Annotated in this window: 13 protein-coding genes and 1 pseudogene; 10 read left to right on the top strand and 4 right to left on the bottom strand. The window is 62.5% G+C overall.

The window, feature by feature from the left end; all coding sequences use genetic code 11:
- The first annotated feature begins 14 nt into the window (after window positions 1-14).
- From tatB to CIT25_RS15955, 6 genes are all read left to right on the top strand, one after another.
- Window positions 15-704, top strand: a complete 690-nt coding sequence (tatB, locus tag CIT25_RS15980) for a Sec-independent protein translocase protein TatB (protein WP_095485467.1) — start codon at window positions 15-17, stop codon at window positions 702-704.
- A gap of 44 nt (window positions 705-748) precedes the next feature.
- On the top strand, window positions 749-1,558 hold the full coding sequence (tatC, locus tag CIT25_RS15975; protein ID WP_095485595.1) for a twin-arginine translocase subunit TatC: 810 nt from the start codon (window positions 749-751) through the stop codon (window positions 1,556-1,558).
- Window positions 1,559-1,844: 286 nt separating this feature from the next.
- On the top strand, window positions 1,845-3,149 hold the full coding sequence (serS, locus tag CIT25_RS15970; RefSeq protein ID WP_095485466.1) for a serine--tRNA ligase: 1,305 nt from the start codon (window positions 1,845-1,847) through the stop codon (window positions 3,147-3,149).
- The gene (gene surE / locus CIT25_RS15965) at window positions 3,149-3,907 is read left to right on the top strand and encodes a 5'/3'-nucleotidase SurE (protein ID WP_095485465.1); all 759 of its coding nucleotides are present in this window, start codon (window positions 3,149-3,151) and stop codon (window positions 3,905-3,907) included. The genes serS and surE overlap by 1 nt, the downstream gene beginning before the upstream one ends.
- Complete coding sequence (locus tag CIT25_RS15960; protein ID WP_206072953.1) at window positions 3,904-4,569, top strand: protein-L-isoaspartate(D-aspartate) O-methyltransferase; 666 nt, start codon at window positions 3,904-3,906, stop codon at window positions 4,567-4,569. The genes surE and CIT25_RS15960 overlap by 4 nt, the downstream gene beginning before the upstream one ends.
- 194 nt (window positions 4,570-4,763) lie before the next feature.
- Complete coding sequence (locus tag CIT25_RS15955) at window positions 4,764-6,263, top strand: peptidoglycan DD-metalloendopeptidase family protein (RefSeq protein WP_095485464.1); 1,500 nt, start codon at window positions 4,764-4,766, stop codon at window positions 6,261-6,263.
- Window positions 6,264-6,619: 356 nt separating this feature from the next.
- Here CIT25_RS15955 and CIT25_RS15950 read toward each other — a convergent pair whose 3' ends face one another.
- Window positions 6,620-7,495, bottom strand: a complete 876-nt coding sequence (locus CIT25_RS15950) for an ATP-binding protein (protein ID WP_095485463.1) — start codon at window positions 7,493-7,495, stop codon at window positions 6,620-6,622.
- A gap of 281 nt (window positions 7,496-7,776) precedes the next feature.
- Here CIT25_RS15950 and yajC point away from each other — a divergent pair, with 281 nt between their 5' ends.
- The 4 genes from yajC (at window position 7,777) to CIT25_RS15930 (ending at window position 12,257) form a co-directional block, all read left to right on the top strand.
- On the top strand, window positions 7,777-8,115 hold the full coding sequence (yajC, locus tag CIT25_RS15945; RefSeq protein WP_008876289.1) for a preprotein translocase subunit YajC: 339 nt from the start codon (window positions 7,777-7,779) through the stop codon (window positions 8,113-8,115).
- A gap of 332 nt (window positions 8,116-8,447) precedes the next feature.
- A complete protein-coding gene (gene secDF, locus CIT25_RS15940) occupies window positions 8,448-11,000 on the top strand; it encodes a protein translocase subunit SecDF (RefSeq protein WP_095485462.1) in 2,553 nt (850 codons plus the stop codon).
- Window positions 11,001-11,014: 14 nt separating this feature from the next.
- Entirely contained in the window at window positions 11,015-11,404 is a 390-nt protein-coding gene (locus CIT25_RS15935; protein ID WP_095485461.1) for an Mth938-like domain-containing protein, read from the top strand.
- A gap of 1 nt (window position 11,405) precedes the next feature.
- Complete coding sequence (locus tag CIT25_RS15930; protein WP_164897581.1) at window positions 11,406-12,257, top strand: phytoene/squalene synthase family protein; 852 nt, start codon at window positions 11,406-11,408, stop codon at window positions 12,255-12,257.
- A 60-nt stretch (window positions 12,258-12,317) separates the two neighbouring features.
- Here the strand turns inward: CIT25_RS15930 and CIT25_RS15925 are convergent.
- The 3 genes and pseudogenes from CIT25_RS15925 to trmFO all read right to left on the bottom strand — a co-directional run.
- A pseudogene (locus CIT25_RS15925) lies at window positions 12,318-12,605 on the bottom strand (type II toxin-antitoxin system RelE/ParE family toxin); the annotation flags it as partial.
- A 28-nt stretch (window positions 12,606-12,633) separates the two neighbouring features.
- Window positions 12,634-12,924, bottom strand: coding sequence for a type II toxin-antitoxin system ParD family antitoxin (locus CIT25_RS15920; RefSeq protein WP_095485460.1), 291 nt, complete (start codon window positions 12,922-12,924; stop codon window positions 12,634-12,636).
- A gap of 75 nt (window positions 12,925-12,999) precedes the next feature.
- Window positions 13,000-14,409: a methylenetetrahydrofolate--tRNA-(uracil(54)-C(5))-methyltransferase (FADH(2)-oxidizing) TrmFO gene (gene trmFO, locus CIT25_RS15915; RefSeq protein ID WP_095485459.1), complete on the bottom strand. Its 1,410-nt coding sequence runs from the start codon at window positions 14,407-14,409 to the stop codon at window positions 13,000-13,002.
- Window positions 14,410-14,531: the final 122 nt, after the last annotated feature.

Here is a 14,531-nt window from a genome sequence, read left to right as displayed (position 1 = left end):
CGGAACGTATCGCCATGTTCGACATCGGCTGGACCGAGATGCTGGTGATCGCGATCGTCATGATCGTGGTCGTCGGGCCCAAGGATTTGCCCAACATGCTGCGCACCTTCGGGCGCACGACGACAAAGCTGCGCGGCATGGCAGCCGACTTCCAGAAACAGTTCAACGATGCGCTGAAGGAGGCCGAGCTTGACGACGTCAAGAAGTCGGTCGATTCACTCAGGAGCCTCAACCCGGCCGCCGAGATCAGGAAACAGCTCAATCCGTTCGAGCAGGCGGCAGCCGATGTCCGTTCAGGTGTCGATGCGGTGATGAAGCCGAAGCCGGCCATCGACCCGGTCACGCCAGCTGCTTCGCCACCGCAGGAGACCGAGCTGAAGAATGGCGCGACGGTGCTGCCGGGCGTCAGTGCTCCGGAAGCGGCGCCGGCGGCGCCGATCTTTCCGGCGATGACCGATGAGTCGGTGGTGCCGTCGCCTGTCGGGACGGCAACGCCGGCTGCACCGCAAAAGGCCTCGGCAGCGAAGAAGAAGCCTGCGCCAGCGAAAGCGATGCCGGCCCCCAAGGCCGCAGCCAAGCCAGCGGCAGCAGCAACACCTGCCGTGACAAAGACCGCAGCTAAAAAGGCCGAGCCGAAGCCTGCACCGGCAGCGGTGAAGAAGCCGACTGCAGCCGCCAAAAAGACGGCGGGAGCCAGCAAGTGAGCGTTTCGGAAAAGGACGAGATCGATAAATCGGCGGCTCCGCTGATGGAGCATCTGATCGAATTGCGCCGGCGACTGATGTGGTCGATCGGCGGGTTCTTCGTCGCCTTCCTGTTCTGCTTCTTTTTCGCCAAGCAACTGTTCAACCTGTTGGTCGTGCCGTTCAAATGGGCGACCCAATGGGCAGGGCTCGACCCGCACAAGGTTGAGCTGATCTACACGGCGCCGCAGGAATTCTTCTTCACCCAGGTGAAGCTGGCAATGTTCGGCGGCATGGTGATCGCCTTTCCGCTGATCGCCACGCAGATCTACAAATTCATCGCGCCCGGCCTCTACAAGAACGAACGCAACGCTTTCCTGCCGTTCCTGATCGCTTCGCCGATCCTGTTCCTGATGGGCGCGTCGCTGGTCTATTTCTTCTTCACGCCGATGGTGATGTGGTTCTTCCTCGCCATGCAGCAGGCCGGCACTGACGACCAAGTGCAGATTTCGTTGCTGCCGAAAGTGTCGGAATATCTCAGCCTGATCATGACGCTGATCTTTTCCTTCGGCCTGGTGTTCCAGTTGCCGGTGGTGACCAGCCTCATGGCGCGGGTCGGCATGCTGTCGTCGCAGGCGCTGGTCGAAAAGCGCAAATGGGCGATCGTCATCGCCTTCGTCGTCGCGGCTGTGCTGACACCGCCCGACCCGATAAGCCAGATCGGCCTCGCCATCCCAACGATCATTCTCTACGAGGTCTCAATCTGGTCGGCCCGGCTGATCGAGCGTAGCAAGGAACGGGAACGTCTGGCGCGCGAGAAGCGGGAGGCCGCAGAAGAGGTGGCCGAAAAGCCCGCGGACGCGCCTTCGACGTAGGCTGGCCGGAGGCCTTAATCAAGGTTTGCGGGACAGCGCCCCCTCTGTCCTGCCCTCTTGCCGCCACTTGGCATCTCCCCCACACGGAGGGAGATTGGCAGCTTCGGCGACGGCTCATTTCTTTAGCGCTGGAGGTTGGCGAAAGCCGCAGTGACGGCCGATCTCCCCACCGCGCGGGAGATGTCCGGCAGGACAGAGGGGGCGCGAAGGAACTCGACTTTGACGTCTTGCATCGGTCAAGGATGCGGTTTACGCCCTCTGACCTAGCTCAGGAGCGTTCAAGACCATGCTTGACATCAAATGGATTCGCGACAACCCGAAGGTCCTCGTCGAGGCGCTCAAGAAGCGCTCGTGGTCCAGCGATGACGCGCAGTCCACGGTCGATGATCTGATCGCCAGGGACGAGGCGCGGCGCGAGCATCTCACCGAGCTGCAGACCAGGCAGGAGCGCCGCAACGCCGCCTCGAAGGAGATCGGCAATGCCATGCGTTCGGGCGACGCCGCCCTTGCCGAAAAACTCAAAGCCGAAGTCGGCGAGATCAAGGCTTTCATCCAGGACGGCGAGGCGCGCGAACGCGAACTCGACAAGGCGCTGAATGACGCATTGGCCGAGCTGCCCAATGTGCCGCTCGACGACGTGCCGGTCGGCAAGAACGAGGACGACAATGTCGTCAAGCGCATCGTCGGCAAGGTGCCAACGCGTCCGAACTGGGTGAAGGAGCATTTCGAGATCGGTGAAGCGCTCGGCATGATGGATTTCGAGCGGGCGGCGAAGCTGTCCGGCTCGCGCTTCACGGTGCTGAAGGGTGGGCTGGCGCGAATGGAACGCGCGCTCGGCCAATTCATGCTGGATCTGCACACGACCGAGCATGGCTATGAGGAGATCCAGCCGCCGCTGATGGTGAAGGACGAGGCTCTTTTCGGTACGGGGCAACTGCCGAAGTTCGAGGAGGATCTGTTCTTCGCCCCGCGTGGAGACGGCAGGCTTGGGCTCATCCCCACCGCTGAAGTGCCACTCACAAATCTCGTGCGCGAGGAAATCACGCCGCATGAAAAACTGCCGCTGCGCTATACGGCGCTGACGCCGTGCTTCCGTTCGGAAGCGGGCTCGGCCGGGCGCGACACGCGCGGCATGCTGCGCCAGCACCAGTTCTATAAGGTCGAGCTGGTGTCGATCACCGACCAGGACTCCTCGCTTGCCGAGCATGAGCGGATGACCGAATGCGCCGAGGAAGTGCTGAAGCGGCTCGGCCTGCCGTTCCGCACCATGACGCTGTGCACCGGTGACATGGGTTTTGGCGCGCGCAAGACCTACGACATCGAGGTCTGGCTGCCGGGCCAGAACGCCTATCGCGAGATTTCGTCCTGCTCGGTGTGCGGCGATTTCCAGGCGCGGCGCATGGACGCGCGTTACAAGGACAAGGGCGGCAAGGGCAACCGCTTCGTCCACACGCTGAACGGCTCCGGCACTGCCGTCGGCCGCGCTCTCATTGCTGTCATCGAAAACTATCAGAATGAGGATGGCAGCGTAACCATTCCTGAAGCGCTTCGGCCTTACATGGGCGGTCTGGAAAAGATCGAATCGAAATAATGCGCATCCTCCTGACCAATGATGACGGCATCCATGCCGAAGGCCTTGCATCGCTTGAACGCGTCGCCCGGACGCTGTCGGACGATGTCTGGGTGGTGGCGCCGGAGCAGGACCAGTCCGGCTATGCGCATTCGCTGTCGATCTCGGAGCCGCTGCGCCTGAGGAAGATCGGCGAAAAACACTTTGCCGTGCGTGGCACGCCGACCGATTGCGTCATCATGGGCGTGAAGAAGATCCTGTCCGCAGCACCCGACCTTATCCTGTCCGGTGTCAATTCCGGCGCCAACATCGCCGACGACGTCACCTATTCGGGCACCGTCGCCGGCGCTATGGAAGGCGCGTTGCTCGGCGTGCGCTCGATCGCGCTCAGCCAGGCCTATTCCTATGTCGGCGAGGATCGCGTCGTTCCCTATGAGACCACCGAGGCGCTGGCGCCGGCGCTACTCAAAAAGCTTGTCGCCATGCCGCTGCCGGACGGCGTGCTGCTCAACGTCAATTTTCCGAATTGCGCGCCAGAAGAGGTCGCCGGCACGGTAGTCACCTCGCAAGGCAAGCTCGTCCACAGCCTGTGGGTCGACGAGCGCCGCGACGGCCGCGGGCTTCCCTATTATTGGCTGCGCTTCGGGCGCGAGCCGGTCGAGGGCAAGCAAGGCACCGACCTCTATGCCTTGCGCAACCGGCTGGTATCGGTGACGCCGCTGCAGCTCGATCTCACCGCTCATGAAATCCGAGATCAACTGACCAAGGCGCTCGCATGAACCTGAACCACGGTCCGACGGTCGACGACCGGGAAGGCTTCGCCGCGTTCCTGCTCCGCTTGCGTGGCAAGGGCGTCGTGCCGAAGGCGCTGATCGCCGCCTTCGAGGCGACGCCGCGGCGCGGCTTCCTTTCCGCGCAGTTCCATCCGATCGCCTGGTCGGACCGGATGCTGCCGATCGAATGCGGCGAGGCGATCGAGGGCGCTGATCTGCAAGCAGCGGTGATCGCAGCACTTGCCATCGAGCCGGGCAACCGCGTGCTCGAGATCGGCACCGGGTCGGGCTACACGGCGGCAGTGATGTCGCGGCTTGCGGCGCGGGTTGTCACCATCGACCGCTACAAGACGCTGGCCGAGCAGGCCAAACAGCGCTTCGAGGCGCTCGGCATCGGCAATGTCATCGTGCGCCAAGCGGACGGCTCCAACGGATTGGCCAATGAAGCGCCGTTCGACCGCATCGTCGCATGGGCGGCGTTCGACAGCCTGCCGCGCTTCCTGCTCGACCAATTGTCGAGCGGCGGCATCGTCATTGCTCCGATCGGACCCGAGGAGGGCGAGCAGGTGCTGGCCAAGCTGACCAAGGTCGGCAGCCGCTTCGAACGCGAGGACATCGGCCTCGTCCGCCTGCAGCCGATCCTGCGCAGCGTAGCCGCGGTCATCTAGGGATTATCGATATTCAGGTGATGCCAGCATCCGAGCGTCGGGCGGTCTCCGGCTCGGCCTGAACCTCGATCCCCTACGTTCAGCCTTAAATATTTTAAGAAAATTCGCGTCTGATTCTAGAGGTTTAACCGACCAGTAACATTAACGCGCTTTAATCACGGTCAGTCTGTACCGGGTATCTGCGGGTAAATGTGATGCAATTCAGTATTTTGAAGGCAAACGGACGCAACCTGGCGCGCGGTTTCGCTGTCCTTATGGTTGCGGGCACCGCGGCGGGATGCAGTTCCCAGGTCTCGCGGTTCAACAGCGTCGATGACGTCTTCACGTCCTCGACCAACAACCAGCGCACCATCATCGACAAGCAGGATGCCGCCCAGCCTTATCCCGGCGATGCCCCGGTCTCGGCCGCGCCGCTCGACGGCAGCCATACCCAGTCGGTCAGCCGCTCAAGCCTCGAACCGGTTACGACACAGCAATTGCCGCCGGTCAGCCAGGCGCAGCCAGCCCCCGCGTTGGCGCCGGCCCGCACCGCTTTGGCGCCAGCCGCCGTCCCGGTTGACCGGACTTCAACCGGGACCGTGGCAAAGCCGTTCAAGGACGCACAGCCTGACGCTCCGCGCATGGCGACGGCAGGCGGCGAAGCGCGCGCCACCGAGATCATCGTCAGGGATGGCGAGACTATTTCCGGCCTGTCGCGGCGCTACGGCGTGCCCGCCGATGCCCTTATGAAGGTCAATGGGCTGAGCGCGACCAACGGGCTGAAGACCGGCCAGAAGCTCGTCATCCCGGCCTATGCCTATTCGGGCAAGAAACCGGCGCCGAAGCTTGCCGACGCCAAGCCTGCGAACGACACCAAGCGCGATTTGCCGGCCAAGGCGCCGGAGATGGTGGCCGTGCTGCCGCAGCAGCCGAAGCTCAAGGAGGGCAAGTCCGCCGCGCAGATGGATGCATCGGCCGCAGCAAACCAGCCGAAGGACGGAAAAACCGCGCCCAAGGCAGCTGGTGCCGATGGCAGCTACACGGTCCAGCAGGGCGATACGCTGTCGGCGATCGCCAGGAAAACCGGCGTCGGCGTGGCTGCGTTGAAGCAGGCGAACGGCATGCAGGACGGGCTGCTCAAAATCGGCCAGACCCTGAAGGTGCCGGCCGGCGGAACCGCGACGGTTGCCAGCGCCAAGCCGGCAAAGGTCGATCCGGTAACGACAGCCACCACTCCGCCTGCGGCAAAGACCACGCCTTCGGAGACGCTCGCCGCCTACACGCCGCCGAAGAAGGATGCGAAGGTCATCCAGCAGGCCGAGGACGATGACGCGGTGGCGCCCAACGCCACCGGCATCGGCAAGATGCGGTGGCCGGTGCGCGGCCGCGTGATCTCCAGCTTTGGCGGCGGCAAGGACGGTGTCGACATCGCCGTGCCGGAAGGAACCCCGGTCAAGGCGGCCGAGAACGGCGTCGTCATCTACGCAGGCGATGGGCTCAAGGAATTCGGCAATACGGTGCTGGTGCGCCACGAGAACGGGTTGGTCACAGTCTATGGCCACGCCCGTTCGATCGAGGTCCAGCGCGGCCAGAAGGTCAAGCGCGGCCAGGAAATCGCGCAGTCCGGCATGAGCGGCACCACCGACTCGCCGAAACTGCATTTCGAAGTCCGCAAGAATTCGGCACCGGTCGATCCTTCGACCTATCTTGAATAAAGAAGTCGATCCTTCGACCTATCTCGAATAGAATTCGACGTATCTCGAATAGAAAAAGAAAAGCGATTGCGAGCCGCCTGACCTCCAGTCCGGCCCGCCGGCTCAGCCCGCTCCGCAAGGGGCGGGCTTTTTCAGTTTTCTGGATGAACGCTAGACCGGTTCAGCTTTTGATAGAATCGCCGAACCGCTCTAAGTATTTGTTTTTACGCAATTCCGGACGGAAAACCGCTGCGCACTTTTCCTGGAATTGCTCTAGTAACGCGGCACAGGGAATTTGACGGGTTGGATGCCTGTTGGCGGCGGTCCGTCAACGCAAGCGCGTCCGACCTGTCAAAATTCTGCGCCGAGGAACCAAATTAATCCTTGAGCGATTTGCCGAGCCGGCCTGCCAGATCCTGGGTGAACTGCCAGGCGACGCGGCCTGAACGGCTACCGCGCGTCGTCGCCCATTCCAGCGCCTCGGCGCGCAGCGTCTCGGGATCGATGGCAAGGCCGTGATGGCTGATATAGCCGTCGATCATGTCGAGATACTCGTCCTGCGAGCATTTGTGGAAGCCGAGCCAGAGGCCGAAGCGATCGGACAGCGAAACTTTTTCCTCGACCGCCTCCGACGGATTGATCGCGGTCGAGCGTTCATTGTCGATCATGTCGCGCGGCAATAGATGTCGCCGGTTCGAGGTGGCATAGAAGATCACATTGGCCGGGCGGCCCTCGACGCCGCCTTCGAGCGCCGCTTTCAGCGATTTGTAGGACGTGTCATCATGGTCGAAGGACAGGTCGTCGCAAAACAGGATAAAGCGGTAAGGTGCTGCCTTCAGCAAATTCATAAGCTTTGGCAGCGTGTCGATGTCTTCGCGATGGATCTCGATGAGCTTGAGCGGCAGGTCCAGCTTTGCCGACGCGTTGACCGCCGCATGCACGGCCTTGACCAGCGAGGACTTGCCCATGCCGCGCGCGCCCCACAACAGCACATTGTTGGCGGCGTAACCGGAAGCGAAGCGCTCGGTGTTGTCGACCAATATGTCGCGGACGCGGTCGACGCCGCGGATCAGGCCGATGTCGACGCGGTTGACCTTGAGCACCGGCTCCAGATTGCCGGGATCGGCCTGCCAGACGAAGCAATCGGCCTTGCCGAGATCGGTTTCCGGCACCGGCGGCGGAGCGAGGCGGACGACCGCCTCGATCAGGCGGTCGAGCTTCTTGTTCAGGGCTTCGATGGTGCTATCGCTCATTTTATCTTTGCACTCAGGAGGGGATGACACGGAACCTAATTTGGTTCCGGCGTTTCGGAACCAGTTCCAACCTTTTGTTAGAACATGATCTTTTCCGAAAACCGGGCGTCGTTTTCGGGATCATGCTCTAACACGGCTCAACCAGCCGGAAAAGCAGCTGAAATGCCTGACCGCAGTTGCATTGGCAACTTTACCGACTATATTCCGGCGAAATTTCACGGGGCCGCCAAATTTCCCCAGGACGGTTTGGCGGCTGTCTTTCAAAATTCAGGAGTACCTAGATGTTCGTGACACCGGCATACGCCCAAGGCGTCGGCGCCTCCCCGGATATGTTCATCAGCATTTTGCCGTTTGTCCTGATTTTCGTGATCATGTATTTTCTGATCATCCGGCCGCAGCGCACGCAGTTGAAGAAGCGCGGCGAGATGCTGGCGGCGGTCCGCCGCGGCGACACGGTCGTCACCGGCGGCGGTTTCGTCGGCAAGGTGACCAAGGTGATCGACGACAATGAACTCGAGATCGATCTCGGCGGTGGCACCAAGGTAACGGCGCTGCGCTCGACGATCGCAGACGTGCGCGTCAAGGGCGAGCCGGTGGCGAACCAGAACGCCAAGAAATAATCGGATGTCGGCGGGACGATCCGCCAGAACGCCCTGACGGACGACGCCGATGACTCTGATCTGCGGTGGCTGTGGCCATCGCAGGGGCTCTTGATGCGCCCAGTCTTCTCGCCGCCAGCCCGCTCGCCCCGTCCAAGGCGCCAACGATCTCGTCGTGCTATTGCCCGCTGGTGCCTTGCCGGCAAGATTGACAATAGTTGAAGAAAGCCCGATGGCAGCACCAAAGTGAACTGCCTTGTGCTCGAGGCGAGCATTTGGCGAACCAGAACGCCAAGAAATAACCCCATTCCAGGCGGAACGATCCGCCAGAACGCCCTGACGGACGACGCCCTATGCTTTATTTCTCGCGCTTCAAGATGATCCTGATCTGGCTGGCCGTGGCCGCCACGGTGATCCTCGCTGCGCCCAATCTTTTCTCTGCCAGCACGCTGGCCCAGCTTCCCAGCTGGGTGCCGAAGCGCCAGATGACGCTCGGCCTCGATCTGCAGGGCGGCTCGCATATCCTGCTCAGGATGAATCCGAATGATCTGATCAAGGATCGGCTGGAGACGACACGCGACGAAATCAGGACGCGGCTGCGCGACGCCAAGATCGGTTACACCGGCCTTTCCGGATCAGGCCGGGCCGTGCAGGTCCGCATCACCGATCCCGGTCAGGTCGAAGCCGCCAAGACGGCGCTGAAGACATTGACCGACCCGGTGGCCGCCGGCCTGTTCAGCGGCGGCTCCGTCCAGGAGATGTCGCTTGATGATTCCGAGCCCGGCCTGCTCAAGTTCGCCGTCACCGATGCCGGCATCAAGTACCGCACGTCGACGGCGTTGGCGCAGTCGCTTGAGGTCGTCGAGCGCCGCGTCAACGAACTCGGCACCACCGAGCCGATCGTGCAACGCCAAGGCGAAGACCGCATTCTGGTGCAGGTGCCGGGCCTGCAGGATCCGCAGCGGCTGAAGGACATTCTTGGCCAGACCGCCAAGCTGACCTTCCAGATGGTCGACCAGTCGATGCCGGTGCAGGACGCGCTCAACGGGCGCCCGCCGGCGGGATCATCGGTGTTGTATTCGCAGGATGATCCGCCGGTTCCGTATCTGATCGAGAACCGGGTCATCGTTTCGGGCGAAAATCTCACCGATGCGCAGGCGACGTATAATTCCCAGACCAACGAGCCGGTGGTTTCGTTCACCTTCGATTCCAAGGGAGCGGCGCGCTTCGGCCAGGCGACCTCGCAGAATGTCGGCAAGCTGTTTGCCATTATCCTCGACAATCAGGTGATTTCGGCGCCGCAGATCCGCGAACCGATCCTTGGCGGCAGCGGCCAAATCTCGGGCAATTTTACCGCCGAGAGCGCCAACGACCTCGCCGTGCTGTTGCGTGCCGGCGCGCTGCCGGCGACGCTGACGGTGATCGAAGAGCGCACGGTAGGTCCTGGGCTCGGCGAAGATTCCATTCACGCCGGCAAGGTCGCCGGCGTGGTCGGGTCGATTCTCGTCGTCGCCTTCATGTTCGTCGCCTACGGCTTCCTCGGCTTCCTCGCCAACCTTGCGCTGGCGGTGCATGTGGCGATGATCATCGGGCTGCTGTCGCTTCTGGGCGCGACGCTGACCTTGCCGGGCATTGCCGGTATCGTGCTGACCATCGGCATGGCGGTCGATTCCAACGTTCTCATCTACGAGCGCATCCGCGAGGAGCGAAGAGCCGGCCGCTCGGTCATCCAGGCGATCGACACCGGTTTCACCAAGGCTCTGGCGACCATCGTCGATTCCAACGTCACAGCGCTGATCGCGACCGTGGTGCTGTTCTGGATCGGCACGGGGCCGGTGAAGGGTTTTGCCATATCCTTCGCCATCGGCATTCTGACTACCGTCTTCACCGCCTTCACCTTCACCCGGTTGCTGGTGTCGATCTGGCTTCGCCGGGCGCGGCCGAAGGAATTGCCGCGGGCGCCGGTGACCTTCATTCCGCCCGGTACGAGAATTCCGTTCATGGGCATCCGCCGCTGGACGTTCGCTCTGTCGAGCCTGCTATCGGTGCTGTCGGTCGTGCTGTTCATGACCGTCGACATCAATTACGGCATCGACTTCAAGGGCGGTTCGCTGATCGAGGTGCAGGCCAAGGATGGCACCGCCGATCTTGCCGATATCCGCGGCAGGCTGACGGAACTCAACATCGGCGAAGTGCAGGTCCAGCAATTCGGCGAGCCGAACGACGTTTTGATCCGCGTCGGCACACAGGATGGCGGCGAGAATGCCGAGCAGACCGTCATCGACAAGGTGCGCGGCGAGCTGCAGGACCAGTATGATTTCCGCCGCGTCGAAGTGGTGGGGCCGACGGTTTCTGGCGAGCTCGCCAAGCAAGGCACGATCGCCATGCTGGTCGCGCTGCTTGGCATCCTGGCCTATGTGTGGTTCCGCTTCGAATGGCAGTTCGCGGTCGGCGCCATCATCGCGACGGTCCACGACATCGTCATGACCATCGGCTTCTTCGTCATCACTGGGCTCGAATTCAACCAATCGTCGCTGGCGGCGATCCTGACCATCATCGGCTATTCGCTCAACGACACGATCGTGGTCTATGACCGTGTTCGCGAGGATCTCAGGAAATACAAGAAGATGCCGCTGCCGGAATTGTTGAACAACGCCATCAACGAGACGCTGTCGAGAACGACGCTGACCGCGGTGACGACGATCCTGGCGCTTCTGGCGCTGGTCCTGTTCGGCGGCGAGGTGATCCGCTCGTTCACGCTGGCGATGCTGTTCGGCGTCGTCTTCGGAACCTATTCGTCGATCTTTATCGCCGCCCCTCTGCTCATCCTGTTCAAGCTGCGGCCACAGGCCGCGGCGGCCGATGAGGAGAAGCGGGTGAGCGGCGGCAAAGCCGTGGCAACCTGACGATTGCTGCGCCCGTGGCAAAAGGCATCGTCATCCGCGAAGCGCATTTCCCTGGCCGCGCGCCGATCGAGGCCTACGGCAATGGCGGGTTCCGTTTCGCCGACATGTCGCATCGCGGCTCGCTGCTGTGCCTGCCGTCGGGCATCTACGGTTGGGAGCCGGCCGACCCCCTGGCGCTGACGGCGGCGGATTTCGCCAAGCTGCTCAACGAGGCTGACAAGGTCGAGATCCTGCTGGTCGGCGCCGGCAAGGATCTCAAGCCGTTGCCGGCAGCGCTGCGTGCCGCGCTGAAGACGGCGGGCATTACGGCCGATCCGATGTCGACCGGGGCTGCCGTGCGGACCTACAATGTTCTTCTGGCGGAAAACCGTGCGGTGGCCGCCGCACTGATTGCCGTCGAGTGACGTGAGCGAAAACGCCAAAATCGTCATGGAAACGGTGCGAGCCGCCGACCATGACCGCTATGTTTCCGCGCTCTATGCGCCTGAGGACAAGCGTGACGCGCTGTTTTCGCTTTATGCCTTCAATGCCGAGATATCTGGCATCCGCGACCGTATCCGCGAGGCGCTGCCGGGCGAGGTGCGGCTGCAATGGTGGCGCGATGTCATCGCAGCCGAGGACGACGGGGCAGGCGTCGGCCATCCCGTCGCGGATGCGTTGAAGGCGACGATTTCCGCCCACCGTCTGCCGAAACTTGCCTTCGATAATATGCTCGAAGCCCGCATCTTCGATCTCTATGACGACCCTATGCCGTCTCGCATCGATCTGGAAGGCTATTGCGGCGAGACCGCAGCGGCGCTCATCCAGCTTGCGGCGATGGTGCTCGATCCCGTCGAAGCGCCGCGGTTTTCCGAACTTGCGGGCAGGGCAGGCTGCGCACAGGCGATGACCGGCCTGTTGCTGCTGCTGCCGCAGCACCGCAAGCGCGGGCAATGCTTTGTCCCGGCCGACATTCTGGCCGCGGCAGGGTCGTCGCCCGAGGAGTTCGTTGCGGGCGATGGTGGGCTGGGGGCGGAACGCGCTGTGGCGGCGATGATCGCGCTGGCGCGGGAACATCTTGCGGCATTCGAAGGCGGCGCGTCGGCTTTGCCGGTTTCGCTGCGCCCGGCATTTCTGCCGCTGGCTCTCTCGCGCGCCTATCTCAGCAAGATGGAAAGTTCTCGTCATTCGCCTCTGAGCGGCGCGACACGGCTTTCGGCCTGGCGCCGGCATTGGCTGCTGTTGCGTTGCGCGACGCGAGGCTGGCCGGACGCCTGAAGGCTGCCAAGTATGAGGAATCCAGAAAGCCGGAACTACCACCGCGGCCGTTGAGGTCTGTCACGATGGATCGCTCGATCCGGCATCGCGCATCAGCATCTCGTAGTCGCGACCGCCATAGAAGATGTTGACGATGCGTACGAAATCGTCATCGACAACGTAAGCGATGATGGCGGAGTGCTCGAACGGAACCGTTCGCAATCCTGGCGCAATGTCATTGCGCGACCGGCCGCCACGAGGCGCATTGCCGATGCTCTGACAGCGGTCTTCGATGCGCAAGACGAATTTAAGCGCGATGTCCAGGCTTCCGCCGGCCTCTACGATGTTCCTGAAAATGTCGGCCAGATCATTCCTGGCATTTTCTCAATACTCGACTTCAAGCCGCTGAATCATCAGCACGGCTCGAATGTCGGGCGACGAATTCCCGAAGGTGAGCGCGAACCTCTTCTCCCGAATAGCCCGGTCTCGTATCCTCGATCGATGCCTTCACGCGCGCCCTGATCGAGGCCATGCGCTCGGCATGCTCTTCCTCCTCGCGCTGGAAGGCGCGAAGTGCTGCGCGGATAACCTCGCTTGCCGATCCGAAGGAGCCGTCCTCGACTTTTTCGCGGATCATGCGCGCCATCGTGGGCGTTACGGTGACGGACAGTTTCTCGGCGGGCTCCATGGAATTGCTCCCTATGATGAAGAGTAGTATATTATCCTACTCTTCCGTCGCCCGATCGACAAGTCCGGAAGAGGCCTACTCCGCCGCTTCCGCGCGCGACGGCAGCCCCAGCCATTCGCGGCAGTCGGCCAGCGCGCGCGATGTCACCGCACGCCGCTTGGCGACGGTCTTGTCCTTGCCACGCAAGCGCTTTCCCTCTGACTTCGGTGCTTCCACCGGTGGGAACAGGCCGAAATTGACATTCATCGGCTGGAAGGAGCGCTTTCCCGGCTCGTCGTCGGAAACGATATGACCGCCGGTGATGTGGTTGAGCAGCGCGCCGAAAGCCGTGGTGATTGGTGGCAGCGCCGGTGCGTGGCCCAACCGTTCGGCGGCGGCAAAGCGACCGGCAAGCAGGCCGATGGCCGCACTTTCGACATAGCCTTCGCAACCGGTGATCTGGCCGGCGAAGCGCAGGCCGGGTCGCGACTTCAGCTGCAGCGAATGGTCAAGCAGCGTCGGCGAATTGATATAGGTGTTGCGGTGCAGGCCGCCGAGGCGGGCGAATTCGGCGTCTTCGAGGCCCGGGATGGTGCGGAACACGCGCACCTGCTCGGCGTGCTTCAGCTTGGTCTGGAAGCCGACCATGTTGTAGAGCGTGCCCAGCGCATTGTCCTGGCGAAGCTGCACGACGGCATAGGCCTTCACCGACGGATTGTGCGCATTGGTCAGCCCCATCGGCTTCATCGGCCCATGGCGCAGCGTCTCGACGCCGCGCTCGGCCATGATCTCGATCGGCAGGCAGCCGTCGAAATAGGGCGTGCCTTCCCATTGCTTGAATTCGGTCTTTTGGCCCTCCAGAAGCGCCCCTACGAAGGCGAGATATTGCTCCTTGTCCATCGGGCAGTTGATGTAATCCTTGCCGGTGCCGCCGGGTCCGACCTTGTCGTAGCGTGACTGGAACCAGCAAATGTCCATGTCGATCGTGTCGAAATGGACGATCGGCGCGATGGCATCGAAGAAGGCGAGCGCATCCGCGCCGGTCACTTCCGCGATCGATTGGGCGAGCCCAGGTGCGGTCAGCGGGCCGGTGGCGATGATCGCCTGGTCCCAGTCCGCAGGCGGCAGACCGGGCACTTCTTCGCGCTGGATGGTGATGAGCGGGTGCGCTTCGAGCTTGTTGGTCACCGCTTCGGAAAATCCGTCGCGGTCGACGGCAAGCGCGCCACCGGCCGGCACCTGGTGGGCATCGCCGGCGCTCATGATCAGCGATCCGGCCAGCCGCATTTCGGCATGCAGCAGGCCGACGGCGTTGGTTTGCGCATCGTCGGAACGGAAGGAATTGGAACAGACCAGCTCGGCCAGCCCATCCGTCTTGTGCGCATCGGTGCCGCGGACGGGGCGCATTTCATGCAAGACAACGGGAACGCCGGCTTCGGCCGCCTGCCAAGCGGCTTCGGAGCCGGCGAGACCGCCGCCGATGACGTGAATGGGATTCTTGTTCATGAGCGCCGAAATAGTCGCTTGTAGCTGCGATTGCAATTGCCCGAGTTAGCCGCGCTGTTGGCGCCAAGTGCTGCAATCGTCTACTGTCGGAGAATGGACGGGAGTCTCGGGATCTTTGCCAA

This window comes from Mesorhizobium mediterraneum, from assembly GCF_002284565.1.
GTDB classification, from domain to species: domain Bacteria; phylum Pseudomonadota; class Alphaproteobacteria; order Rhizobiales; family Rhizobiaceae; genus Mesorhizobium; species Mesorhizobium mediterraneum.
Note: the sequence above shows the minus strand (reverse complement) of the source record. Positions and strands in the feature narration are given on the sequence as shown.

Excerpts from the sequence above, each read along its gene's own strand:
- tatB (WP_095485467.1), top strand. The coding sequence starts at position 15 with ATGTTCGACATCGGCTGGACCGAGATGCTGGTGATCGCGATCGTCATG.
- tatC (WP_095485595.1), top strand. The coding sequence starts at position 749 with ATGGAGCATCTGATCGAATTGCGCCGGCGACTGATGTGGTCGATCGGC.
- serS (WP_095485466.1), top strand. The coding sequence starts at position 1,845 with ATGCTTGACATCAAATGGATTCGCGACAACCCGAAGGTCCTCGTCGAG.
- surE (WP_095485465.1), top strand. The coding sequence starts at position 3,149 with ATGCGCATCCTCCTGACCAATGATGACGGCATCCATGCCGAAGGCCTT.
- CIT25_RS15960 (WP_206072953.1), top strand. The coding sequence starts at position 3,904 with ATGAACCTGAACCACGGTCCGACGGTCGACGACCGGGAAGGCTTCGCC.
- CIT25_RS15955 (WP_095485464.1), top strand. The coding sequence starts at position 4,764 with ATGCAATTCAGTATTTTGAAGGCAAACGGACGCAACCTGGCGCGCGGT.
- CIT25_RS15950 (WP_095485463.1), bottom strand. The coding sequence starts at position 7,495 with ATGAGCGATAGCACCATCGAAGCCCTGAACAAGAAGCTCGACCGCCTG.
- yajC (WP_008876289.1), top strand. The coding sequence starts at position 7,777 with ATGTTCGTGACACCGGCATACGCCCAAGGCGTCGGCGCCTCCCCGGAT.
- secDF (WP_095485462.1), top strand. The coding sequence starts at position 8,448 with ATGCTTTATTTCTCGCGCTTCAAGATGATCCTGATCTGGCTGGCCGTG.
- CIT25_RS15920 (WP_095485460.1), bottom strand. The coding sequence starts at position 12,924 with ATGGAGCCCGCCGAGAAACTGTCCGTCACCGTAACGCCCACGATGGCG.
- trmFO (WP_095485459.1), bottom strand. The coding sequence starts at position 14,409 with ATGAACAAGAATCCCATTCACGTCATCGGCGGCGGTCTCGCCGGCTCC.